Source organism: Bradyrhizobium sp. SZCCHNRI1029, assembly GCF_032487555.1.
GTDB lineage: Bacteria > Pseudomonadota > Alphaproteobacteria > Rhizobiales > Xanthobacteraceae > Bradyrhizobium.
Window position 1 is genome coordinate 45,398 of record NZ_JAUEUK010000003.1, and the last position, 24,351, is coordinate 69,748.

Below are 24,351 nucleotides of genomic sequence, written 5' to 3' on the forward strand. Positions count from 1 at the left end.
GGTGCCGATAAAGTCCACCGAATCGACGAATCTCCCGTAAATCAGCGGAGTTTCGTGAAGGCAGAGCCACGGGCCCCCGGCTGCCGCCTTACCAAGATTTCATCTGTCGAATGCCGTTTTGGCCGGGGTGTGACGCGGCGAGCGCGCCCGTGAAACCCTTTGGCTGGGACTCCGTAACTTGCACGTGAACTTCAGGGGGCATTCATGCGAGTTGCGGTGGTCGGAACGGGTATTGCGGGTAACGCCGCGGCCTGGTCCCTGGCGAAACGTTATCCGATCACCGTCTACGAGCGTGATCTCCGTCCGGGCGGCCACAGCCATACCGTGACGATCGACTATGACGGCGCTCCGGTCTCGGTCGACATCGGCTTCATCGTCTACAACGAGCTGAACTATCCTGAGCTCACCGCCTTGTTCGACCATCTGGGGGTCGAGACGGTCGACAGCAGCATGAGCTTTGCCGTCACCGCGGATGCCGGCCGCTTCGAATGGAAAGGTGGCGGAAACACCTGGCTCGACACCGCCAAGGGGCTGTTCGCGCAGCCGAGCAACCTGCTGTCGACATCCTATCTCTGGATGCTCAGGGACATCCTGACCTTCAACGAGCAGAGTACAGCCGACTTCAAGGCCGGCCGCCTGCATGGCCTTACGCTCGGTGATTATTTCCGGCGCAACCATTTCGCCCCGCGACTGCTCACCGACTATCTGGCGCCAATGGGGGCCGCGATCTGGTCAGCCCCGGCGTCCGAGATGCTGGACTTCCCGGCCGAGAACTTCGTCGCGTTCTTCAGCAACCACAGGTTGCTGCAATATGACCGTCCGGTCTGGCGCACCGTCAAGGGCGGCAGCCGGCGCTATGTGGAGAAACTGACGTCGAGCTTCCGCAACCAGATCAGGCTCGGCAGCGCCGTGACCAGCATCGAACGCACCGCCCACGGCGTCGTCGTTCAAGACAGCAGCGGGCGTCGGGACACCTATGATCACGTGGTGATTGCCGCACACAGCGACCAGGCCTTGTCGATGCTCACCGACGCGGACGAGCGGGAGCGCGGCATCCTCGGTGCGATCAAATATTCGCCCAACACGATCTATCTGCACCGTGACAGCAGGCTGATGCCGAAGCGCCGCCGCGCCTGGGCCTCGTGGAATTTCCTGCGCTGGCAGCGTGAGGGCGTTCCCATGAACGACGTCGCCGTCACCTATTGGATGAACAACCTGCAGGACATCGACGACGCCAAGCCGCTGTTCGTCAGCCTCAACCCACCCTTCGCTCCGGCCCCGGAGCTGACCTTTGGCAAATACATCTGTGAGCACCCACAATATACGGCTGCGGCCTTTGCGGCGCAGAAGCGCCTGGCAGCGATTCAGGGGCAGCGCCATACTTGGTTCTGCGGGGCCTGGACCGGCTACGGCTTCCATGAGGACGGGCTGCGCTCGGGTCTCGCCGTGGCGGAGGCGCTCGGCGCGAGCGTGCCATGGCGCGGGTTTCCCACCGAGCTCGCCGAGGCTGCGGAATAGGCGCGATATGGACATGGATCACTCGGGACAGGATGACCGAACGGAAGCGGCCGCGCTCTATGTCGGAGAGGTCATGCATGCCCGCATGCGGCCGACCACGCACCGCTTCCGGTATCGCGTTATGAGCCTGCTGATCGATCTCGGCCGGCTCGACCAGGTGGACCGGCAGGCCTCGCTGTTCGGGGTCAATCGGCGAGCGCTCTACAGCTTCCACGAGGCCGACCACGGTCCGCGCGACGGCTCGTCGCTGCTGGCCTATGCGCAGACCTGCGCGGCGGATCAGGGGATCGATCTCGGCGGCGGACGCGTGCTGTTGCTGTGCTATCCGCGGCTGCTCGGCTACGTGTTCAATCCGCTGTCGGTCTATTTCTGCTATCGCAGCGACGGCACCCTGGCGCTGATGATCTACGAGGTCCGCAACACCTTCGGCGAGATCAAGCCCTATGTGCTGCCGGTCAGATCCAATGAGCTGTCCGCGGCAGGGCTGCGCCAGACGCAGGACAAGACCTTCTACGTCTCGCCGTTCATCGACATGGCGATGCGCTACCATTTCCGGGTCATGCCGCCGGGCGACAAGGTCAAGTTGCGGATTCTGGAAACTGGCCCCGACGGGCCCCTGCTCGCTGCAACCTTCTCTGGCCGCCGTCGCGGGCTGACGTCTGGCTCCCTGCTCGCAGCCTTCGTCTCGCTCCCGCTGGTGACTGTCAAAATCTTCGCCGCGATCCATTGGGAGGCACTGCGGCTGTGGGCCAAAGGCGTCCGCCTCGTCCCGCGTGGCGAAATCAGTGCAAGCCCTGGAACCAATACCGGCTTGGCGGGGAACGGCAGCCACGCTTATATGTCACGACGCTGACCGGAAACGGCCGGCTCGCTCTGCGTCCGTGATCCCTGCCCGCACAGGTGCCGCACCGGCCAGCCGACGGGGACGTGGGCTGGAGCCGTTTGCGTGAGTGGACCTGCCATGCCGGACGTCATCCCAGTCACCCCTGATACCATCGACAAGGTGCTTGCCGATCTTCCCCGCCTGCCCCGCCTTGCCCTCGGCTTCGGCTCGCGGTTGCGAAAAGGCACGCTCGACGTGACCCTGCCGGACGGACGGGTGATCCGGCTTGGCGGCGTTGAGCCCGGGCCGGCCGCCGCAATGATCCTGGCCAATTACGGCTTCGCATCGCGTCTTCTCAATGGCGGCGACATCGGCATCGCCGAGGCCTATCTGAACGGCGACTGGGATACGCCGGACCTGACGCAGTTTCTCTATCTGTTCTGCGTCAACCAGCACCTGCTGCAGTCGATGCTGGAAGACAAGCCGCTGATCCGGTTTGCCCAGCTGGTCCGGCACTGGTTCAACCGCAACACCAAGCGTCAGGCGAAGCGCAACATCTATGCCCATTACGACATCGGAAATTCGTTCTACTCGGCCTGGCTGGATCCGAGCATGACCTATTCCTCGGCCTTGTTCGAGGAGCACACCACCGACCTCACTGCAGCGCAGACCAACAAGTACAAGCGGCTGGCCGAGGCGATCGATCTCAAGCCCGGGCAGAAGCTGCTCGAGATCGGCTGCGGCTGGGGCGGCTTTGCCGAATATGCCGCCAAGACGTTCGGCGCCAAGGTCGTTGGGTTGACGATCAGTCAACAGCAGCGCGACTTCGCGCAGCGCCGCATCCAGGAGGCCGGGCTCGCCGAGAAGGTCGAAATCCGCCTGCAGGATTACCGGGACGAGCGTGACCACTACGATCGCATCGCCTCGATCGAGATGATCGAGGCGGTCGGCGAACAATTCTGGCCGAAATATTTCTCGCAACTGCGAGACCGCCTGCTGCCGGGCGGACTGGCCGGTGTCCAGGCAATCACCATCCAGGACAGCCTGTTCCAGCACTACCGCCGCGAGGTCGACTTCATCCAGCGCTACGTCTTTCCCGGCGGCATGTTGCCGACACCGCAGATTCTGAAGTCGCTCGGCGACCGCTTTGGCATACCCGTCATCCGCGAGCGGATCTTCGGGGAAGATTATGCCAGGACGCTTGCGATCTGGCGAAATAACTTCCGAGAGGCTTGGCCGGACCTCACGCCCGCCGGATTCGACGAGCGCTTCAGGCGGCTCTGGGAATATTATCTGTCCTACTGCGAAGCGGGTTTCCTCTCCGGGAATATCGATGTTCGCCAGGTCGTCTTTGCGAAATCGGGGGGCTGATCCAGCCGGCTTACGCTCCCCTGGATATCAGGCTAGGGTCCTCTTAAGTGTGCTCGAGGAAACTCCTACGGTATCTGCAAAATGACCATTCATAACGACGTCGTCGCGGCGATCGGCAACACACCGCTGATCAAGCTCAAGCGCGCCTCGGAGGCGACGGGCTGCACCATTCTCGGCAAGGCCGAGTTCATGAACCCGGGCCAGTCGGTCAAGGACCGCGCCGGCAAGTGGATGATCCTGGAGGCCGAGAGGCGTGGCGATCTCAAGCCCGGCGGCCTCGTGGTGGAGGCCACTGCCGGCAACACCGGCATCGGTCTGGCCGTGGTCGCCAGCGCGCGCGGCTATCGCACGCTGATCGTGATTCCGGAGACGCAGAGCCAGGAAAAGAAGGACATGCTGCGGCTGTGCGGCGCGGAGCTGGTCGAGGTGCCGGCGTTGCCGTTCAGCAATCCCAACAACTATCAGCATGTCGGCCGCAGGCTCGCCGACGAACTGCGCATGACCGAGCCCAACGGCGTGCTGTTCGCCGACCAGTGGAACAACCTCGACAACGCCAAGGCGCATTATGAGTCCACGGGACCCGAGATCTGGGAGCAGACCGACGGCAAGGTCGACGGCTTCATCTGCGCGGTCGGCACCGGCGGCACGATCGCCGGCACGAGCCGCTATTTGAAGGACAGGAACAAGGACATTGTCACCGCCTGTGCCGACCCGCACGGCTTCGCGATGTACGAATGGTTCAAGAACGGGGTCGTCAAATCGACGCCCGGCGATTCCATCACCGAAGGCATCGGCATCGGTCGTGTGACGCCCGTGATCGAGACCGCCAAGGTCGACGACGCGTTCCTGGTGTCCGACGAGGACGCCGTCAACACGATCTACGACCTCGTGCAGCATGAAGGCCTGTGCCTGGGAGGCTCGACCGGCGTCAACGTCGCTGGCGCGGTGCAACTCGCCAGGAAGCTCGGCCCCGGCCACACCATCGTGACCATCCTGTGCGACTCCGGTGCGCGCTATCAGTCGAAGCTGTACAATCCGGAGTTCATGCGTTCGAAGAACCTGCCGGTGCCGGCCTGGCTGGAGCGGCGCAGCGGGATCAAGCCGCCTTTCGTTTGAGGGCGAGTAGCGAGTAGCGAGTAGAATTTCTCGCCCTATTCGCAAGTCCCGATTCGCTTCCTCATCAATGCCGCAGAATCTGGCTCAGGAACAGCTTGCTGCGCGCATGCTGCGGGTTGGCGAAGAATTCCTGCGGCGTGTTCGATTCGATGATCTGGCCGGCGTCCATGAACACGACGCGGTTGGCGACCTCGCGTGCAAAGCCCATCTCGTGGGTCACGACCAGCATGGTCATGCCCTCCTTGGCGAGATCGACCATGGTGTCGAGCACCTCCTTCACCATCTCGGGATCGAGCGCCGAGGTCGGCTCGTCGAACAGCATGACCTTCGGGTTCATCGCCAGCGCGCGCGCGATGGCAACGCGCTGCTGCTGACCGCCCGACATCTGGCCCGGATATTTCTGCGCCTGATGCGGGATCTTGACCCGCTCCAGGAACTTCATCGCAGTCGCCTCGGCTTCCTTCTGCGGGATGTTGCGCACCCAGATCGGAGCCAGGGTGCAGTTCTCCAGCACGGTCAGATGCGGAAACAGGTTGAAGCTCTGGAACACCATGCCGACCTCACGGCGGACTTCGTCCACCCGCTTGAGATTCGGACCCAGATCGATGCCGTCGACATTGATCTCGCCCTCCTGGAATTCCTCCAGCGCGTTGATGCAGCGGATCAAGGTCGACTTGCCCGAGCCCGAGGGCCCGCAGATCACGATGCGCTCACCCTTTCCGACGGAGAGGTTGATGTCGCGCAGGACGTGGAATTCGCCGTACCATTTGTTGAGGGCGGAAATGCTGACGATCGAATTTGCAGTCATGGATCTCTCGACGATATCTGGGTCAATGGCGCCGGTGCGCGTTGAGGCGGCGCTCGACCAGCATGGAGTAGCGTGACATGCCGAAACAGAAGGCGAAGTAGATCATTCCTGTGAAGGCAAAGCCGGTGAAAGCCGTGGTCGGTGTCGCCCAGACCGGATCGGCCAACGAAGCCTTGAGGCTGCCGAGCAAGTCGAACAGCGCCACGATCGAGACCAGCGAGGTATCCTTGAACAGCGAGATGAAGCTGTTGACGATACCGGGGATGACGTGGCGCAGCGCCTGCGGCAGCACGATGAAGCTCGTCGTCTTCCACCAGGACAGGCCGAGCGCGCTCGACGCCTCCGCCTGGCCGCGCGGAATGGCCTGCAGGCCGCCGCGGATCACCTCGGCCATGTAGGCGCCGGAGAACAGCGCAACGCCGATCAGCGCCCGTACCAGGCCGTCGACCCTGACATTGCCGGGCAGGAACAGCGGCAGCATGTAGGTGGCGAAGAACAGCACCGTGATCAGCGGCACGCCGCGCACCAGCTCGATGAAGGCGATCGAAAAGACGCGGATCAGCGGAATGGTCGAGCGGCGGCCGAGCGCAAGCGCAATGCCGATCGGCATCGACGCGACGATGCCGATCACCGAGACGACCAGCGTCACCAGCATGCCGCCCCACAGCCTTGTGTCGACGATGGGAAGGCCGCCGCGATCGAGGCCCATGATCGCAATGACGATGGCGATGCCGGCGAAGGTCGCGGCCGTGGCGATGACGCTGCGCAGCGCCCTGCTCCCGCCGCCGATGATGAACACCAGCGCGGTGACAATGATCGCGGAGAGCGCGAGATCATTCCACACGGGCTGGTGAGATTGCTGCAGTTCATTGCGGATCCAGACCAGCGGCCAGATCACGAGCGATGCGAGCGTTCCGATCAGCACGACCAGCTTGCCGAGCAGCCACAGCAGCATGCCGACCACCGGCACGTTATCGCCGGCGCGCACCAGCGCGTTACCGGCCGTATCGATGCTCTCGACGAACAGCTGGAGGGTGCCTGTGGTCCAGCTCACGCCGAAGCCCTCCAGCCCACCGCCATAGAGCAGGAAGAACGCGACCACCGGCAGCGCGAAGAAGAACAGACCCGCATTAAGGCCTTTGGCCGGCAGGCGCGGAATCAGCAGCGGCACGAGCAGCACCACCGCCAGCACATAGGTCAGATTGACGCGCCAGCGGTCGGCCTCCGGGTAGAAGCCGTACATGAACTGGCTGAACTTCGCCGAAATGTAGGGCCAACAGGCGCCGACCGGATGGCCGGCGTTCTGCGCCAGGCATGCATCGCGGTCCTTGCCGACCCACACCGCGTCGACCAGCAGGAACTTGACGGCCGGGATCACGGTGAACCAGATCAACAGCGCGCTCACCAGGGTGAGCAGGATATTGGTCGGCGAGTTCAACAGCCTCGTGCGGACGAAGCCGACGAAACCGGTCGTCTTGATGGGCGCCGGGCGTTCTCCGGCCATGTCCTGACGGATGAAGGTTGAGGCCGTGATGTCGGTCATGCGCCAAGTCTCTTCCCAAGCCGCCAGCTATAGAAGCTCATCATCGCGCTCGTAATCAGCGACAGCGCCAGATAGACGCCCATCGTGATTCCGATGATCTCGATGGCCTGCCCCGTCTGGCTCATCGTCGTGCCCGCGAACACCGACACGAGATCGGGATAACCGATAGCGACCGCGAGCGAGGAATTCTTGGTCAGGTTCAAATACTGGTTCGTCAGCGGCGGCAGGATGACGCGGAGCGCCTGTGGCACGACGATCAGGCGCAGCACGGTGCCGCGGCTCAGTCCAAGCGAGAGCCCCGCTTCCATCTGTCCCTTGTGGACCGAGAGGATTCCCGCCCGTACCACCTCGGCGATGAAAGACGCCGTGTACATGGTGAGCGCCAGGGTCAGCGCAACGAGCTCTGGAATGATGCGGGAGCCGCCGGCGAAGTTGAATCCCTTGAGCGCCGGCACCTCGAACGAAATCGGCACGCCGAACACGAGCATTGCAATTAGCGGCAGGCCGATCAGCAGCCCCAGCACGTAGGGCCAAATCCGGATCACATGGCCGCGCAAGAACAGCTCACGCCGCGCGTAATAGTGCAGACCGATCGAGACCACGATCGCCACACCGAGCACGATCGCGAACGGCGTGAAGCCGGGCTCCTCGATCGGGCGCGGAACGATGAAGCCGCGGTTGTTGAGAAAGAAGGTCGAGAAAAGAGAGATGCTCTGCCGCGGTCCGGGCAGAGCCGCCAACACCGCGAGATACCAGAACAGGATCTGGAACAGGAGAGGCAGGTTCCGGATCAGCTCGACATAGGCGCCGGAGACCCGCGAGAGCAATACGTTCGGTGACAAGCGGCCAAGCGCAACCAGAAAGCCAAGGATGGTCGCCAGCACGATACCGATGACGGAGACCAGCAGCGTGTTCAGCACGCCGACGATCAGCACGCGGCTGTAGCTGTCGGAGCCGGAGTAGCTGATCAGGGTCTGGTTGACGTCGAAGCCGGCCGTATTGTTGAGAAAGCCGAAGCCCGACGTGATCCGCTGGGTGGCGAGGTTGCTGCGTGCGTTGGCCACGATCTCGTAGCCAACCCACACCAGCACTGCGACGAACAGGATCTGGAGGATGATGCCGTTCCATCCTGCCTTGCCACCCAGCATACGCTTCAGCCGAAGCCCATATTGCGTAGGCGGTAACCTTGCTTCGATGCTCATTCGCCGCAGCCCCGCTATCGCGCAGTGATCAGCGGATCGGCGGCGCGTATTGCAGGCCGCCCTTGTTCCAGAGCTGGTTCAGACCGCGCGCGATCTGCAGCTTGGAGCCGGCGCCGACGTTGCGATCATACATCTCGCCGTAGTTTCCGACCGCTTTCACGATCCGGTAGAACCAGTCCTTGGTGAGGCCGAGCTGCTCGCCGAGATTGCCGTCGGTGCCGAAGGCGCGCTTGAACTCCGGCTTGTCCGACTTGGCCATTTCATCGACGTTCGCCTGCGTCACGCCGAGCTCCTCGGCCGTCACCAGCCCGAACAAGGTCCACTTGACGATGTCGAACCACTGGTCGTCGCCATGGCGGACCATCGGGCCCAACGGCTCCTTCGAGATCACTTCCGGCAGCACCACGTGATCGGCCGGATTGGCGAGCTTCAGCCGCTCGGCGTAGAGGCCGGAAACGTCGGTCGTGAAGACGTCGCAACGGCCAGATTCGTACGCCTTGATGGTCTCGTCTTGGCCGGCGAATGCGATCACCTCGTACTTCATCTTGTTGGCCTTGAAGTAGTCGGCGAGGTTCTGCTCAGTCGTCGTGCCGGTCTGCACGCAGATCGAGGCGCTGTTGAGCTCGAGCGCCGAATTGACCTTCAGGGCCTTCTTCACCATGAAGCCCTGGCCGTCGTAATAGGTCACGCCGGCGAAATTGGCGCCCAGCGAGGTGTCACGCGACAGGGTCCAAGTGGTGTTGCGCGACAGCACGTCGATCTCGCCCGACTGCAGTGCAGTAAAGCGATCCTTGGCGGACAGTGGAACGAACTTGACCTTGGTCGGATCGTTGAAGATCGCGGCGGCAATGGCGCGGCAAACGTCGACGTCGAGCCCGGTCCAGTTGCCCTTGTCGTCGGGCGCCGAGAAGCCAGGAAGGCCCTGGCTGACGCCGCAGGCGAGCATGCCGCGATCCTTGACGGTCTTGAGCGTTTCGGCCTGGGCGCCGACGCTCGCCAGCACCGGGGCGAGAGCAAGAGTAAGAGCCAGAGTGACGCGTTTCATAAATACAGCCTTTCGCGGGTCGTCCTTGGGGAGCGATGAATCTCAGCGCGTAGGAGGGGCCGACCTGAATCCGCCTCTGCAAACGCCATACCAAGAATATGGCGCGCGCCATGCACGACGGAGCCGTGCATGCGAGATGAAGCGGAAATCGCGGCAAGCCCCTCAACGTGCAGCGATCGAATTGCGCCGGCATCACAGAACGACTGGCGGTCCGGGTCAAGGGGTTGACGGGCCTGTTCTGCATTCTGTTATTAACGACCGCAGTGCGGCCTGATTTCCAGCTATCCCGGCAGGTTTAAAGAGAAAAGACACGCGAATGGCATCATCGAACGACCCCGCTGCGGCGGTGCGACAAAACGTCGAGACACGGCTGGTCACGGCGGGGCGGGACACGAAAGCGCAGCACGGATTCGTGAATCCTCCTGTCGTTCATGGTTCAACGGTCCTGTATCCAACGGCTGAAGATCTGCATGCACACCGCGGTGAATTCCAGTACGGCCGCCACGGCACCCCGACCACGAAGGCGCTGCAGCAAGTGCTGATGGCGCTCGAGGGGCCGCAATGCGCCGGCGTCGGCATCGCGCCGTCAGGCCTCGGCGCCATCTCGACCACCCTGCTGTCGGTGCTCAAGGCCGGCGACCACGTTCTGGTGTGCGATAGCATCTATCGTCCAACCCGAAATTTCTGCAACGGCATGCTGGCACGCTATGGCGTCGAGACGACCTATTTCGACCCCTTGATCGGCGCAGGAATTGAGCAACTGCTCAAACCGAATACACGCGCGGTGGTTGTCGAGGCGCCGGGCTCGCAGTCCTTCGAAATGCCGGACATCCCCGCCATCGCCGCGGTTGCGCATGCGCACGGCGCGCTGGTCATCGACGACAACACCTGGGCGACGCCGCTCTACCACCGCTCGCTCGACCAGGGCGTCGACATCAGCATGCAGGCGGCCACCAAATATATCGGCGGCCACTCCGACATCATGTTCGGGACGATTTCGGCCAATGCGAAGGCGTGGCCGCTGATCTCCGAGGGCATCCGCCTGCTCGGCGTCTGCGCCGGACCGGACGACGTGTTCCTGGCCTTGCGCGGCGTACGGACGCTTGGCGTGCGCCTGGCGCAGCATCACCGGTCAGGCCTGGAGATGGCGCGCTGGCTCGCCGCGCGTCCCGAGGTGATCGAGGTGCTGCATCCCGCGCTGGAAAGCCATCCGGGGCACCCGATCTGGAAGCGCGATTTCACCGGCGCCTCCGGCCTGTTCAGCATCGTGCTGCAACCAAAGGCGCAGGCCGCCGTCGACGCCATGCTCGACACGCTCACGCTGTTCGGCATGGGCTATTCCTGGGGCGGCTTCGAGAGCCTGGCGATCCCGTTCGACTGCGCAAGCTACCGCACGGCGACCACATGGGCACCCGGCGGTCCGACACTGCGGCTGCACATCGGTCTCGAGAATACCGAGGATCTCAAGGCCGATCTCGATCGCGGCTTTGCCGCGTTCAACGCCGCTTGACCACGCCGCCCGCAGGGGCGGAGCGCCGCGCGATCGGGCAACCGGGGCCGCCAAATTGGCGTTGATCCCCGGCCGATTGGGCGTAGCCTTGGTCTGAAGACAAGCGGGAACGAACGGGAATCATGGTTCTGCTCGATCTGATGGGTGGCGTGGCGCTGCTGCTGTGGGGCCTTCACATGGTCCACAGCGGCATCCTGCGCGCCTTCGGCCCGGATCTCAGGCTGCTGCTGTCGCGAGCGCTGCGGAACCGTTTCAGCGCCCTCGCGGCCGGACTCGGCCTCACCGCGCTGCTCCAGAGCAGCACGGCAACGGCGCTCATCACCACCTCCTTTGCTGCGGAAGGCCTCGTCGGCCTGATCCCCGCGATGGCGATCATGCTGGGCGCCAATATCGGCACCACGCTGATCGTCCAGGTGCTGTCGTTCAACGTCGCGGCCGTCGCGCCGATCCTGTTCGTGCTCGGCCTGGTGGCGTTCCGCAGCGGGCCGCGATCGCGCATCAAGGATCTCGGCCGGGTGTCGATCGGCCTCGGCCTGATGCTGCTGTCGCTCCATATCCTGATCGACACGCTCGCGCCGGCCGAGGAGGCGCCGGCGATGCGCGTGTTCATGCAGGCGATCACCGCCGACGTCACGCTGTGCATCATCTTCGGCGCCGCCGTCACCTGGATCGTGCATTCCAGCGTCGCGAGCGTGCTGCTGGTGATGTCGCTGGCCTATGCGCATTTCATCACGGCCGATGCGGCCATGGCACTGGTGCTCGGCGCCAATCTCGGCAGCGCCGTCAACCCGGTGTTCGAGGGCGCCCGGCGCGACAATCCCGCGAGCTATCGCCTGCCCGTCGGCAATCTCCTCAACCGCATCATCGGCGTCACGCTGATCGCACCCTTCCTGCATCCGCTCGCGGCTCAGCTGCAGCAATGGCAGCCGGATCTGTCGAAGCTGACCGCGCAGTTTCACATGGCATTCAACCTCGGCACGGCGCTGGTTTTCATCGGTCTGCTCGGCAGCATCGAGAAGCTGCTCGTCAGACTGTTCCCCGACCGCCCGGCCGAAGTCGATCCCGCCAAGCCGCGCTACCTCGACGAGACCGCGCTGGAGACACCGTCGCTGGCGCTTGCGGACGCGGCGCGCGAGGCGCTGCGCATGGGCGATCTGGTCGAGACCATGTTGCGCAATGTCATGACCGCGATGATGACCAACGACCGTGGCCTCGTGGATCAGGTGTCACGCGCGGACAATGTCGTCGACCGGCTCGACGAAGCCATCAAGCTTTACATCACCAAGCTGACGCGGGGCAGCCTGGACGACCGCGAGGGCAAGCGGGCGATGGAGATCATCTCCTTCGCGATCAACCTTGAACACATCGGCGACATCATCGACAAGAACCTGAGCGAGCTCGCGACCAAGAAGATCAAGCGCAGGTTCCAGTTCTCCGCGGAGGGCGCCGACGAGCTGCAGGCCTTTCACCGCCAGATCATGGAGGCGCTCCGCGTCGCGTTCGGCATCTTCATGTCCGGCGATGCGCAGCAGGCGCACCAATTGCTCGATCAGAAAGCCGAGCTCCGCAACGCCGAGCTCGGCGCGACCGAGCGGCACCTCGAACGTCTGCGCGACGGCCGCTCGGAGACGCTCGAAACCACCTCACTGCATCTCGACGTGCTGCGTGACCTCAGGCGGATCCACTCGCACATCTGTTCGGTCGCCTATCCCGTGCTCGATGCCGCCGGCGAGGTTGCGACGCGCCGCGGCGAGGCGGCTGACAGCGTGGCGACGACCGTGCCCGTGCCCGTGACCCTGCCCCCATCCTCGGCCCAGCCGCTGCCGCGCTGAGCGCAGGACGGCCCCACGAACGGGCGACGGCACATCCGCCCTGTGAACCTGAAGCCCGCTCCGGTCAATTGCTCAGCGTCTGCGACTCGCGCTGACGGTTCTTGAAGATCAGCATCACGTTGCGGACGTAGATGATGTTCGACAGCAACTGGCCGAAGATGATGACCGGCTCGCGCTTGACGAGACCATAGATCAGCGTCATGAGGCCGCCGCCGATCGAGAAGAACCAGAAGGCAAGGGGCACCACGCTCTTGCCCGCGCGCTCGCTGGCGATCCACTGCACAAGGAAGCGCGCGGCGAAGGCCAGTTGGGCGGCGAGGCCGAACACCAGCCAGAAATCGAATTTGGCGATGAAGATGTCGTAGAGATAGTTGCTGAACGCCTGCCCGAATTGAATCAGCATTACTTTACCTCGATCACAACCGGCGTCGGCTTCTTGCGGCGGATCAGCCACCACACGCCGGCGAGATCCATGATCCCGATCCAGAGCCGGTCGAAGAACCCGTAGTTCGAGACACCGGAGTGCCGGGGTCGATCTGTCACGTCGATGTAGGCGATGTCGTAGCCCTCACGCCGCACCAGGGCGGGAAGGAAGCGGTGCAGACCATCGAAATACGGCATCATCAGGAAGACGTCGCGGCGGACCGCCTTGAGGCCGCAGCCGGTATCGCGGGTGCCGTCATGCAGCACCGCATTGCGGATCTTGTTGGCAAGCCGCGATTGCAGTTTCTTGAAGCCGGTGTCCTTGCGACCGACGCGCTGGCCTGCGACGAGGCCGACACCCGCCCCGCCCTTTTCGAGCGCAGCGATGAGGTCGGGCAGGAAGGCGGGATTGTTCTGCCCGTCGCCGTCCAGCGTCGCAACCATCGCGCCGTGGGCCGCGCGGATGCCGCTTCTGACGGCCGCCGATTGCCCGGACGACTTCTCATGGCGCAGCACGCGCAGGTTCGGCCGCCGCGCCATCTCCTCGGCGAGCCGTTGCGCGGTGTCATCGGTCGAGCCGTCGTTGACGTAGATGATCTCATAGGCCCAGAGACCGTCGAGCGCGGCCGCGATCTCGGTGATCAGGGGCGTGATGTTGCCGGCCTCGTTGCGCACGGGAACGACGATGGAGACGGCAACGGGGGTTTCGGTCGACAAGATGAGACTCGCGATGGCGTGACTGGACCGGTTCCTGCCCCGGGCGATGCGGCGGAGGCTTATTATGGGGCTTGGGGCCGCCTATCAACCCCTTTAGCGCGGTACGATTTGGCCGTCCTTGCCCAGGCGAAAGCCCAGCCGTCGTGCTGCGAACCAGTAGCGGACCAGCATGGCGCAGGCCAATCCGACCACGGCGCCGGCGACCACATCGCTTGGATGATGCGCCAGCAGCACCAGCCGACTCAGGGCAATCACGATGGCATAGATGAACATTGGTATCCGCAGCCGCGACCAGACGGCCGCAATGGCGAATGCGAGCGCGAAGGCGGTCACCGCATGCGCCGACGGCATGCTGAAATAGGCCGGCGTGCCGTTGAAGGGTTCGAAATTGAACGCGTTGGCCTTGCCGCCGACGAAGGGACGGCCGCGCCCGATGATATATTTCAACACCTGGGCCGATAGCACGGAGAGCAGAACCGCGAAGAAGAAAAACTGAACATGCGTCGCAAAGTTCAGAAGGCGGCTGCGCGAAGCCTCAGGCCACAACGGCGCGATCAGGATCGTCGCGACGACCCCCACTGCCAGCAGTCCCAGCACGTATTCGTCCTGGCCGAATTCGGTGATGATGCGCACCGGCCACAGGCTCGGTGTTCCACGCGCCGGCATCAGCCCGATTTCGTAGGCATCGAAGGTGAACATCAGCACCGAGACCACACTCAGGCCGATGGCACCGAGCAGGAGAAGCTCGCGTTGCAGGCGTTGCCGGCCCGCAGCGTCCGGCGCGGTCTGCGGCCGCCGAACCAGCCGGCCGAACGAGAATTTGCCGACCAGCGCGAGCTGGGCGAGATAGCCTGACGACAGCGAGGGCGTGTCTGGCGCCGACATCTACTCGGTGCCTTCCGAACGATAGATCGCAATCGAGACCGGGCGGCCTTGCGAGATGTTGTAGCCGTCGATGCGCTTGGCGACGTTGTAGCGCAGCCCGATGGCCTCGGCGCGCTGCACGAACGCCCGTTCGGTGCGCTGCTCGACAAGCGCGAAGCGGCACGCGCCATGGTTGAGGAAGTCGGCCGCCCCCGAGCCGTCGGTGAGCTGCGTCGAGGTTCCTGTCATGAACACGAGGCTAGGTTCGTGGAAACCTGCCGCTGCCGCCTTCGGCCCGACGCAGACCACGTTGCGCAGCGCGCGCGCAATCTCCGCGCTGGGAAACAGCGGTGTCAGCGCCGGCAGCACGGCGCCATACACCACGAACGCCAGGAACATCGCCGCCACGCCGGCATTCAAGAGCGAGCGCTCGGCACGGCCGTCGTCATAGAGCCACCAGGCGAACAGGCCGAAAATCAGCGACGCCGCCACGAACGGCCAGGCCAGGAACACCGGCTGGTGCGTGACGATGATGGCGCCGATCACGGCCACCACCGATGTGATGGCGGGAATCGCGAACCACCAGGCGGCGCCGCGCCGCAGCCAGTTGCGCGCCAGCACCCGCCGCTCCAGCGCGCCCACGGTGAGGATGGCGATTGCCGGATAGAGCGGCAGCACATAATGCGGCAGCTTGGTCAGGACGGCCTCGAACACGACCCAGGACGGCAGCAGCCAGGCCAGCAGGAACTGCGCCCCCGGCTCGCGCCGCGCGCGCCATACCGCAGGCGCCGCCATAGCGGCCAGCGGCGCGCCGGGCCAGAAGGTGATGAACAACAGCAGCAGATAAAGTCCCGGCGGTGCGCCGTGCGACTCCTGGGCGCCGATCTTGCTCAGCATGTCGCCGCCGACGGAATCGGCGAAGAAGGTGTCGCCGGCGCGCAGGAAGATCAGCACGAACCAGGGCAGCACCAGCACCAGCATCCACATCAGTCCCCATAGAGGGCGCAGACGCGATAGCCAGCCGGCACCACGATCCATGATCGCCAGCGCCACGATCGTCAGTCCTGCGAACATCAGAATCAGCGGGCCCTTGATCAGGATGCCGCCGGCGAGCGCCGTCCAGAAAATCGCAGGCGGTCCCCACGGTGGATGCACCGGATCCTCGCCGCGCTGCCACGACAGATACACGCGGGCCAGCGCACCCATCGCAGCCACCACGGTGAACAGCAGCATCGCGTCGGTCTTGGCGAGCCGGGCTTCCGCCCCGAGCAGCACCGAGCAGCACATCAGCAGGGCGGCGAACACGGCGCCGCGCCGTGTCACGAAGGAGAGCGCGGTCCAATAGGTCAGCAGCACCGCGCCGATGGCACCGATCAGCGAGGGAATGCGGTAGACCCAGATGCGCAGCTGCGCACGCGGCAGACCGATCGCCGACGCCGTCTCGACCGCAGCCGATTGCAACCAGTAGATGCCGACTGGCTTCTTGTAGCGCACGTCGTCCTGGAAGCGGATATCGACGTAATCGCCGCTCTCGACCATCTGCTTGGTCGCCTGGGCGAAGCGCGCCTCGTCGCGATCGATCGGCGGGATGGTGAAGAAGCCCGGCAGGAACAACAGCAGCCCGCAGACGAGCAGGAACGTCACCGCCCTGGTGTGGCTCACGGTGACGACATCGATCATCCGCGCCAGCCGATTGCCTGGATTGACCAGGTTCTTCGGCTCGCGCGGCTCTCCAAAACGGGGGCGGGCAAAGGTCTCGACCATGGGGTTCCGAATACGCTGAAACCGCTATGTCGACAACCGCTTAGCGAACCCTCACTGGATTCTGACCACAACTGTGTCCGCAGCGCCCGTGGCATCGATCACGGTGAGGCGGGCAAAGCCGGGCCCGGGCGGATCGATCAGGCGCTGGCGCCGGCTGTCGATCTCGCCGACGGCTAGTCCATTGACCAGCATGGTCAGCGGCAGCACGCCCCCGGACACTTTCACCGGCATCACCGACGCCTCGGGACCGGCGGACCGGTCGACATCGATGCGGGAGCCGTTCAGCGGGAACTGAATGTGCGGCGCCTGCTCCGCGCCGGTCCGCACCAGTTCTCCGACCGGCCGGAACCGGCGCAGGGGCAGCGGCAACTTTGAATTGCTGGCGACAAGCGCACCCTTGGGCGGCTTTGGCAGTGTCGCCGGCAGCCTGCCGCTGCGGGCAAAAGCGTCGAACAGGATCGGCGCCGCGGCGACGCGCCCGATCAGGCCGGGCACCGGCGCGCCGTCGGGCCTGCCGACCCAGACGCCGATCGTCACGCGGCCGTCGAAACCGACCGACCAGGCGTCGCGATAGCCGTAGCTGGTACCGGTCTTGAAGGCGATCCGGTTGCGGGCTGCGTTTTCCGGCGGCGGGGTCCCCAGCAGCACGTTGCCGACCTGCCAGGCGGCCGCCGAATCCATCAGCCGCAACGGCTCGCGGGCATCGTCGGTGCCCTCCCCGGTCATGATCTCACGCATCGGCCTGGTGGTGCCCAGTCGCGGGAATCCGGCATAGAGCTGGGCGAGGTCCTGCAGGGTCACGCCGACGCCGCCGAGGCCCATGGCAAGGCCTGGGGCTTCGTCCTTCGGCAGCACCAAATTGCCGCCGGCCTGTTTCAGTCGCGACGACAGCCGGCTGGCGCCGACACGGTCGAGCAGCACGATGGCGGGAACGTTCAGGGACAGTTGCAGCGCCTTGCGCACCGGCACCGTGCCCTGGAACGTCATGTCGAAATTTTCCGGCGCGTAGGAGCCGAAGCGCACCGGGCGGTCCTCGATGAGGCTCTCCGGGTGCACGAAGCCGTCCTCGAAGGCGAGCCCATATATGAACGGCTTCAGGGTCGATCCTGGCGAACGCACCGCGCGGGTCATGTCGACCTGCCCTGCCCGCTTCTCGTCGAAATAGTCGGCCGATCCGACATGGGCGAGCACGTCGCTGCTGTCATTGTCGACCACGATGATGCCGACCGAGACGTTCGGTCCCAATGCGATGGCGCGATCGCGCGCCAGCGGCTCCAGCACCTTCTGCAGCGAGGCATCCAGCGTAAGGCGGATGATCGGCTGATCCTTGACGGTCGCCGAGGCCTGGTCGGCAGCATGCGGCGCCAGGATCGGCATCGGCTGGCGGAAGGCCGGCACGGCTTGCGCCTTCGCCTGCGCCGCGTCCTCGGCGGAGATCACGTTCTCCGACACCATGCGGTCGAGAACGCGGTCGCGGCCGCGTCGAGCGGCCTCCGGATGCCGGTCGAGCCGCCGCGTCTCCGGCGACTGCGGCAGCGCCACCAGGAGTGCCGCTTCCGCCAGTGACAGCCGCTTCGGCTCCTTGCCGAAATACGCGATCGAGGCGGCGCGGATGCCTTCGAGATTGCCGCCATAGGGCGCGAGCGTCAGGTAGAGATCGAGGATCTCGTCCTTGCTCAGCTCTCGCTCGAGCTCGAGCGCGCGCACGATCTGCCTGAGCTTGGCGTGCAGCGAGCGCTGCCGCCTGGGCTCGAGCAGCCGTGCCAGCTGCATCGTGATGGTCGAGCCGCCCGACACGATGTGGCCGTGCGCGCCGAGCTGCATCGTGGCGCGCGCCAGCGCGCGGGGGTCGACGCCGTGATGGTCGTAGAAGCGCTGGTCCTCATAGGCGAACAGCAGTCTCAAATAGGTCGGATCGACGTCCTTCTTCGCGCTAATCGGCAGCCGCCAGCGCCCATCCGCCATCGCATAGGCGCGCAGCAGCTTGCCGTGGCGGTCGACGACGGTGGTGGACACGGCTTTGGCCTCGCGCAGCGGCAGCGGGCCGAGAGAGATGGTGTAGGCGGTGAAGGCAAGGACGACTGCGACGAACAAGAACAGCGCGCCCGCGAGCAGCCGTTTGACGCTCCGCCATCTCCTCGGGTCATGGCCGGGCTTGTCCCGGCCATCCGCGCCTTCGTCGCCGCGAGCGATGGATGCCCGGGTCAAGCCTGGGCATGACGGAGTGTGCGGCACCGTCCGGCCACCCAACTCACGATCACTCGTTCCACCCTCGCTCATTTCGCCGCGCGGACCTCCACGGAGCCCGTACCGGTCCGACCATAGCGTGAGGGATTGTACATGTCTTCGACATAGGCCTGTGGCAGCACGTATTTGCCCGGCGACACCGCCCGCACCACATAGGCGACCGTGAACACGGACTTGGAATCCGCGGCGCGGTCGAGCGCGGCGGTGAAGCGGTCGTCGCGGAACTCGGTATTGACCGGTTCCTGGCCGTCCTCGATCCAGTCGAGCGTGCCGCTGTCGCCCGACGACACCAGATGCGGATTGTCGATCTCCAGCCCCGCCGGTAGATAGTCGGACACCATGATGTGCCCGTATTCCGGCTTGGCCTCGGTGACCTTCAGCACGACAGCGAAACGGTCGTTCTGCTTCGCGGTTCTGATATCGGCCGGCTTGCCGTCGAGCGTGTAGTAGCCACGCTCGATCTTGAAGCCGTTCGATGCCGCCGGCTCCGGCGTCAGCGGCGAGCCGGAGACGGAGACCACCGCCTGCACCGGCGCATCACCGGTGTTGGTGATCTTCAGCGGCTGGCCCGAGAGCTCAGCCGCCTTGTAGCTGCGGTACAGCGCCTGCTTCACCGCCTGCCCGTTGACATCGAGCGTCAGCGTCTCCTTGGCGAGCGCACGCGCCGCCAGCACCATCCATGCATTCTCCTGCGTCGAGGTGTACGGCGTCAGGCCACGCGCGGCCTCGACGCGAGTCACCGCCTGCGTCAGCGTCGCGCGCGGCGCATTGCCTTCGCCGGCCAGCGACACCAATGCCGCCGCGTCACGCAGGTCGGATCCGTAGTCGGCCCGGCCGAAGACCAGCACCGGTTTGGGCGCGAGGCTGTCGGCGGCTGCCGCATAGACCCGCTCGGCGCGGGCGCGGTCGCCGACCAGCGCCAGCGCCGCGGCGAGCTGCGCCTTGGCAATTGGAGTTGCGAGATTGCCGAGCTTGGTGTCGGCGAGATAGCGCAAATCGCCGATCGGCGCCGCGCCGTTGCGCGCGAGCACGTAGAGGCCGTAGGCGAGATCGCGGCCGCCGCTCTTCTCCGGCTCCTCGGCATTGACCACCGAGTTCCTGACGCGGTCGAGCGCGCTCTTGAACAGCACGTCCGGCACCGCAAATCCCTTTTCGCGGGCGCGGGTCAGGAAGTCCGTCACGTAGGCATCGAGCCAGGGATCGTCGCCGCCGGCCGACCACAGGCCGAACGAGCCGTTGGAGCCCTGACGCGCCAGCAAGCGGTCGATCGAGTCGCGGATGCGCTGGTCGACCTCGGTGTCCATCGCGAGATGCGCGCCGGCTGCGAGCTCGTTGACATAGAGCAGCGGCATCGCGCGGCTGGTGATCTGCTCCGAGCAGCCATGCGGATAGCGGTCGAGCGCCTTGAGGATGGTTGCCGCATCGAGCGCGGTCGACAGTCCCGCCGACAGCGACACCGTACCGGTGCCCGCCACGAGATCATTGAACATGTCCGATGTCAGCGTCAGGCTCTCGCCCTTCGCGAGCGTGCGGATCGAGCGCCGCGCCAGCACCTGGGTCGCCGGCTTGACGTCGAGCTGATAGTGCCGCGCCAGCGCCAGCCCGTTGGGGCCCTTGATATCGACGTCGAGCTGCGCCGTACCGGTGCCGCTGGCATCCAGCGGCAGCGTCGACGACGCCCGCTGCTTGGCGGCGAGCTTCAGCGTGACGTTGGCATTGCCGGAGACCTTGACCGGGCCGCTGGCCTTGACGCCGACGACATAGTCGCCGGGCGCGCCCTCGACGTTATCGAGGTCGAACGACAGCGTGCCGCGGTCGCCGCTCAGCAAAAAGCGCGGCAAGGTCGCGGTCAACACCACCGGATCGCGCACGGTGACGTCGACATTCGCCCGGCCGACTTTCGTGGCGCTCCATGCGACCGCCATCACCCGCGCAGTTCCTGCGAACTCCGGAATATCGAAGCTGACCTCGACGGTGCCATCGGGCCCGACGGTCACGATGCCCGAATACAGCGCCAGCGGCTTCTGCGTCGGCGGCGAGCCTTGCAGCTCGGCTCCGCCACTGTCACCGCCCGAGCGGATCTGGCCGCGCGTGCCCTGCATGCCGTCGATCAGCTGGCCATAGAGGTCGCGGATCTCCGCGGAGAGCTGGCGCTGGCCGAGATAGTAATCGTCGGGCGCCGGCGGCTTGTAGTTGGTGAGGTTGAGAATGCCGACATCGACCGCCGCGATCACGATCTTGGCGTCCTCGCCGGGATTGAGCCCACCGACCTTGACCGGAATCTTCAACGCCGAGCCCGGACGTACCAGCGCAGGCGGCGTCAGAGCCACGTTGAGCGTGCGCGCTGATTTGTCGATGCCGAACCAGGCGACGCCGAGCGCGCGGCCCGGCATGCGCTGCGCGGCCGCATCGAGCGGACGGCGCAACGTCGTGACGACATAGGCGCCGGTGCCCCAGTCCTTGCCGACCGCAAGCTTGACTTGGTTGGTACCTTCCTTGACCTCGGTGGTCTGCGTCGTCAGTAGCCGGTCGCCGAGCACGTTGACCGTCAGCTTGCCGGCAGTGCGCGCATTGACCGTCACGATCATGCTCTCGCCGGACTGGTATTGCGGCTTGTCGAGCGAGGTCTCCAAGAGATCCGGCGTGTCGGCGCTGCCGTCGGTGTACCAGCCGACATCGAACTGCAGCGACGTCACCGGGCCGTCGGCATCCGCCGACTTGACGTCGAGGCGATAGCGCCCGGCCTCCGGCTGGAAGCTCAGCCGCGCCGGCTTGTTGGCTGATATCGTGACGTCGCCGTCGCCGACGCGCCGCGTCGATTTCACCGGCTCATACTCCCAATAGGAGTTCTGCCGGTACCACTGGTAGCGCGACTCGATCTTCAGCAGCTCATAGCGCAGCCCGCTTCGCGCCAGCGTCTTGCCCTCCGGCGAGACGAACACGACGTCGAACTCGGCCTTGTCGCCCTCGCCGACGCTCTTGCCGGAGAACGACGGCTTGATGCCGATCTGCGCCGCCTTGGGCGCCACGGGGAGCACCAGCTTGCGCTCGACGGCGCGGCCGCCGGTCTCAGCCAGGCGCACATAGATCTGCGCCTCCTGCGGCCGGCTGGAGGACGGCGGCTTGGGCAGGCTCACCGGGAACGTCGCCGCCCCCTTCTCGTCCGTTTCCGGCATGCCTTCGATCGGGGTGCGCTCGTTGGAGGCGCTCTCCTCGTCGGCGACGCCGAACTGGTAGCCCGGGAACCCCGGCCGCTCGGGCGCGGTCGTCACCAGCAGGTCGCCCTCGAGCTGCAGGCCGGAGGCCGGCGCACCGTAGAGGAAATGGCCGTCGACCTTCACCTCCACCGGAGTCTCAGCCTTGATCTGCTTGTCCTTGGAGCTCAAATCGAATTCCAGCCGTTCGGGGACGTAATCCTCGACCATGAAGGTGGTCTCGCCGACCGCCGTCCCCTTTGGGTCGGTGAAGGCGCGCACGCGGTAGGTGCCGGTCGGCACCGCCGAGTTCAGCGCCACGCTGAACGAACGGCCGCCGGCGCCCTGGTCCGGCAGCACCGCGCGGCGAAACTCGACGCCGTCGGGACGCTCGACGACCAGCGTCAGCGGCGTGCCGGTCATGGCATTGCCCTTGCCGTCGCGCAGCAGCGCGGTGAGGTAGACCGTCTCGTTGGAGCGGTAGACGCCGCGCTCGGAATAGACGAAAGCGTCCGGCCCCGTGGGCGCTTCGCGCCCGGCGACGCCGCGATCGGACAGGTCGAAGGCTGACGTCTTCAGGCTGAGGAAGGCATAGTCGGTCTTCTCGCCCGACACGGTCAGCATCGCCGGCGACAGCCCGCCCTCGCCACGCGCCAGGCCCGTCTCGAACAGCACGTGGCCGGCGTCGTCGGTCTTGCGCGTCGCGAGGATCTCGTTGTTGCGCGCCACCAGCCGCACCTCGGCGCGCGCGACCGGATCAGTCGAGGCCAGCGAATTGACGAACACGTGAATGCCGTCATTGCCGGAGAACGCGGCGACTCCGAGATCGGAGACGATGAACCATTGTGTCGCGAGTTGGCCGCCGTCCTCGTCATTGCCGCTCGTCGGCCCCTTCGGCGCCGCCGTCATCACATACACGCCGGGCTGCATGTCGCTCAGCGCCTGATCGACCGGGAAGGCGGTGGTGACGTCCTGGTTCAGGGTCATCGCGGTCGACAGCTCGCCGCTCCACACCTTCATGCCGCGCTCATTGCCGAGATCGGTGAGCTGATAGCTCGACAGCGGCCGCTGGAAGTCGCTGTCGATGACGGTGTTGATCAAATTGCGGTCGCCGATCCGGAACACGTTGACGGTGACCGCCGGCGTGTTGACGCTGACCAGCGGAATGCCCTTCTGCCCGGTGCGCGGCAGCACATAGGCCTTGCCGGTGAAGCGCACGAACGGCTTGCGGTCGCGAACATAGATGTTGAACTCGGCCGATTTCGGCAGGCTCTCCTTGACGCCCGACGGCAGCCCGGCGCGCAGATTGATGTTGTAGCGCTCGCCGTGCTTGAGACCCTCGACGCAGAGCTGCTTGTCCTCCGAGGTCAGCGCCGGCTTGTCATTGCCGGCCTGGGCCACGAACGGCGAGAAGTCGGTGCGCTTGGCGAGATCCTCGGAGAACTGGAAGCAGGCGCGCGGGCTCGCCGAGTCCGAATCCACGGTGTAGTCGAGCAGCTTGAAGCCGTGCTCGTCGCGCATCCGCTCATACTGCCCACGGACATCGGCCACCTCACGCAGCTCGAGCGACATCCTGAGCGAATCCAGCGCTGGCCGCCACAGCTTGCGCTCGGCCATGGTCTTGCCGAGCACGGCCAGCGCATCCGCCTCCTCGCCGGCATTTCCGGCGCGCTGATAGGCGATGTAGGCCGCCGTCGAGGCCCGCTCCAGGAGGAAGGTCTGCTCCGACGGATTGATCGGCTTGATCTGGTTGAGCACGGTGCGCGCCAGCCGCAGCCAGTTACCGGAATCATCCGGCGCAGCGGTCGCGATCTGCCCGAGGATCTGCAGGCCGGTCCGTAGGTCGTTCCGCCGCAGCGCCGCGTCGGCATCGGTGCGAAGCGTCGCCAGCGGCTTGTTCACCGCCCCCGCCTCGCTCTTGATCTGCGCCTCCAGCTTGATCGCGGCATCGGCGAGGTCGTCGCGCTTGAACGCCTTGTCGGCGGCAAGGGCAGAAGCAAGACCGAGCGCCATGATGGCGCAGAGGACGGCGGCGCGAACCAGACCGATCATGGGGCAGCTCCTTGGACGGCGATTGGGGCGGCTGTTCCGGACACGCGGAGAGATGTCCGTGTTTGGCCGATTCGTGGCGAGAATGGACGCGAAATGGTGACGGACTGATGGCAAAGGTTGCAGCGGACCGGCGAGCGGCCCGTCCCAGGCGCGACCATCGGCACGCACATGCGACAGGAAAATCTGTTCATCAACGGGCAATTCACAGGACATGGCATACAGACAAGCCGCGGCGGCCGTCGATCCGGCGCCGCTGACGCGCAAATGGGGCGATAGACCCACCTCCGCCTCCGCTTGGTCTCGCCGGGCCTCCGTCGGGTTC

Annotated in this window: 16 protein-coding genes; 6 read left to right on the forward strand and 10 right to left on the reverse strand. The window is 65.3% G+C overall.

Features of this window, described 5'->3' with window-relative positions:
- Window positions 1–204 precede the first annotated feature (204 nt).
- From QW861_RS09420 to QW861_RS09435, 4 genes are all read left to right on the forward strand, one after another.
- On the forward strand, window positions 205–1,518 hold the full coding sequence (locus QW861_RS09420; RefSeq protein ID WP_315711856.1) for an NAD(P)/FAD-dependent oxidoreductase: 1,314 nt from the start codon (window positions 205–207) through the stop codon (window positions 1,516–1,518).
- 7 nt (window positions 1,519–1,525) lie between these two features.
- Complete coding sequence (locus tag QW861_RS09425; protein ID WP_315751102.1) at window positions 1,526–2,371, forward strand: DUF1365 domain-containing protein; 846 nt, start codon at window positions 1,526–1,528, stop codon at window positions 2,369–2,371.
- A gap of 108 nt (window positions 2,372–2,479) precedes the next feature.
- A complete protein-coding gene (locus QW861_RS09430; protein WP_315712616.1) occupies window positions 2,480–3,712 on the forward strand; it encodes a cyclopropane-fatty-acyl-phospholipid synthase family protein in 1,233 nt (410 codons plus the stop codon).
- Between the two features lie 81 nt (window positions 3,713–3,793).
- The gene (locus tag QW861_RS09435) at window positions 3,794–4,828 is read left to right on the forward strand and encodes a cysteine synthase A (protein WP_315751100.1); all 1,035 of its coding nucleotides are present in this window, start codon (window positions 3,794–3,796) and stop codon (window positions 4,826–4,828) included.
- A gap of 64 nt (window positions 4,829–4,892) precedes the next feature.
- On the opposite strand, the gene QW861_RS09440 is transcribed toward QW861_RS09435, so the two are convergent.
- From QW861_RS09440 to QW861_RS09455, 4 genes are read right to left on the reverse strand one after another with little or no spacing between them, the layout of a single operon-like run.
- On the reverse strand, window positions 4,893–5,636 hold the full coding sequence (locus QW861_RS09440) for an amino acid ABC transporter ATP-binding protein (RefSeq protein ID WP_315711850.1): 744 nt from the start codon (window positions 5,634–5,636) through the stop codon (window positions 4,893–4,895).
- A 22-nt stretch (window positions 5,637–5,658) separates the two neighbouring features.
- The gene (locus QW861_RS09445; RefSeq protein WP_315751098.1) at window positions 5,659–7,179 is read right to left on the reverse strand and encodes an amino acid ABC transporter permease; all 1,521 of its coding nucleotides are present in this window, start codon (window positions 7,177–7,179) and stop codon (window positions 5,659–5,661) included.
- A complete protein-coding gene (locus QW861_RS09450) occupies window positions 7,176–8,381 on the reverse strand; it encodes an amino acid ABC transporter permease (RefSeq protein ID WP_315751097.1) in 1,206 nt (401 codons plus the stop codon). The genes QW861_RS09445 and QW861_RS09450 overlap by 4 nt, the downstream gene beginning before the upstream one ends.
- A 28-nt stretch (window positions 8,382–8,409) precedes the next feature.
- Complete coding sequence (locus tag QW861_RS09455; protein WP_315711846.1) at window positions 8,410–9,426, reverse strand: amino acid ABC transporter substrate-binding protein; 1,017 nt, start codon at window positions 9,424–9,426, stop codon at window positions 8,410–8,412.
- 316 nt (window positions 9,427–9,742) lie between these two features.
- Here QW861_RS09455 and metC point away from each other — a divergent pair, with 316 nt between their 5' ends.
- Complete coding sequence (metC, locus tag QW861_RS09460; RefSeq protein WP_316192956.1) at window positions 9,743–10,936, forward strand: cystathionine beta-lyase; 1,194 nt, start codon at window positions 9,743–9,745, stop codon at window positions 10,934–10,936.
- A gap of 122 nt (window positions 10,937–11,058) precedes the next feature.
- Complete coding sequence (locus tag QW861_RS09465; RefSeq protein ID WP_316192957.1) at window positions 11,059–12,768, forward strand: Na/Pi cotransporter family protein; 1,710 nt, start codon at window positions 11,059–11,061, stop codon at window positions 12,766–12,768.
- 64 nt (window positions 12,769–12,832) lie between these two features.
- Here QW861_RS09465 and QW861_RS09470 read toward each other — a convergent pair whose 3' ends face one another.
- The 6 genes from QW861_RS09470 to QW861_RS09495 all read right to left on the reverse strand — a co-directional run bounded on the left by QW861_RS09470 (window position 12,833) and on the right by QW861_RS09495 (window position 24,029).
- Window positions 12,833–13,171 carry a lipid-A-disaccharide synthase N-terminal domain-containing protein gene (locus QW861_RS09470; protein ID WP_172109779.1) on the reverse strand — a complete coding sequence of 113 codons (339 nt, stop codon included), beginning with the start codon at window positions 13,169–13,171 and terminating at the stop codon, window positions 12,833–12,835.
- On the reverse strand, window positions 13,171–13,908 hold the full coding sequence (locus QW861_RS09475; protein ID WP_315711843.1) for a glycosyltransferase family 2 protein: 738 nt from the start codon (window positions 13,906–13,908) through the stop codon (window positions 13,171–13,173). Before QW861_RS09475 ends, QW861_RS09470 begins: the two co-directional genes overlap by 1 nt.
- Window positions 13,909–14,001: 93 nt before the next feature.
- Window positions 14,002–14,793, reverse strand: coding sequence for a phosphatase PAP2 family protein (locus QW861_RS09480; protein ID WP_315711842.1), 792 nt, complete (start codon window positions 14,791–14,793; stop codon window positions 14,002–14,004).
- A complete protein-coding gene (locus tag QW861_RS09485; protein WP_315711840.1) occupies window positions 14,794–16,536 on the reverse strand; it encodes a glycosyltransferase family 39 protein in 1,743 nt (580 codons plus the stop codon). It abuts the gene before it with no gap.
- A gap of 51 nt (window positions 16,537–16,587) precedes the next feature.
- A complete protein-coding gene (gene pbpC / locus QW861_RS09490; protein WP_316192958.1) occupies window positions 16,588–18,816 on the reverse strand; it encodes a penicillin-binding protein 1C in 2,229 nt (742 codons plus the stop codon).
- Complete coding sequence (locus tag QW861_RS09495; RefSeq protein ID WP_316192959.1) at window positions 18,813–24,029, reverse strand: alpha-2-macroglobulin; 5,217 nt, start codon at window positions 24,027–24,029, stop codon at window positions 18,813–18,815. Before QW861_RS09495 ends, pbpC begins: the two co-directional genes overlap by 4 nt.
- Window positions 24,030–24,351 lie beyond the last annotated feature (322 nt).

Excerpts from the sequence above, each read along its gene's own strand:
- QW861_RS09435 (WP_315751100.1), top strand. The coding sequence starts at position 3,794 with ATGACCATTCATAACGACGTCGTCGCGGCGATCGGCAACACACCGCTG.
- pbpC (WP_316192958.1), bottom strand. The coding sequence starts at position 18,816 with ATGAGCGAGGGTGGAACGAGTGATCGTGAGTTGGGTGGCCGGACGGTG.
- QW861_RS09425 (WP_315751102.1), top strand. The coding sequence starts at position 1,526 with ATGGACATGGATCACTCGGGACAGGATGACCGAACGGAAGCGGCCGCG.
- QW861_RS09465 (WP_316192957.1), top strand. The coding sequence starts at position 11,059 with ATGGTTCTGCTCGATCTGATGGGTGGCGTGGCGCTGCTGCTGTGGGGC.
- metC (WP_316192956.1), top strand. The coding sequence starts at position 9,743 with ATGGCATCATCGAACGACCCCGCTGCGGCGGTGCGACAAAACGTCGAG.
- QW861_RS09445 (WP_315751098.1), bottom strand. The coding sequence starts at position 7,179 with ATGACCGACATCACGGCCTCAACCTTCATCCGTCAGGACATGGCCGGA.
- QW861_RS09440 (WP_315711850.1), bottom strand. The coding sequence starts at position 5,636 with ATGACTGCAAATTCGATCGTCAGCATTTCCGCCCTCAACAAATGGTAC.
- QW861_RS09455 (WP_315711846.1), bottom strand. The coding sequence starts at position 9,426 with ATGAAACGCGTCACTCTGGCTCTTACTCTTGCTCTCGCCCCGGTGCTG.
- QW861_RS09480 (WP_315711842.1), bottom strand. The coding sequence starts at position 14,793 with ATGTCGGCGCCAGACACGCCCTCGCTGTCGTCAGGCTATCTCGCCCAG.
- QW861_RS09485 (WP_315711840.1), bottom strand. The coding sequence starts at position 16,536 with ATGGTCGAGACCTTTGCCCGCCCCCGTTTTGGAGAGCCGCGCGAGCCG.
- QW861_RS09450 (WP_315751097.1), bottom strand. The coding sequence starts at position 8,381 with ATGAGCATCGAAGCAAGGTTACCGCCTACGCAATATGGGCTTCGGCTG.
- QW861_RS09430 (WP_315712616.1), top strand. The coding sequence starts at position 2,480 with ATGCCGGACGTCATCCCAGTCACCCCTGATACCATCGACAAGGTGCTT.
- QW861_RS09470 (WP_172109779.1), bottom strand. The coding sequence starts at position 13,171 with ATGCTGATTCAATTCGGGCAGGCGTTCAGCAACTATCTCTACGACATC.
- QW861_RS09495 (WP_316192959.1), bottom strand. The coding sequence starts at position 24,029 with ATGATCGGTCTGGTTCGCGCCGCCGTCCTCTGCGCCATCATGGCGCTC.
- QW861_RS09420 (WP_315711856.1), top strand. The coding sequence starts at position 205 with ATGCGAGTTGCGGTGGTCGGAACGGGTATTGCGGGTAACGCCGCGGCC.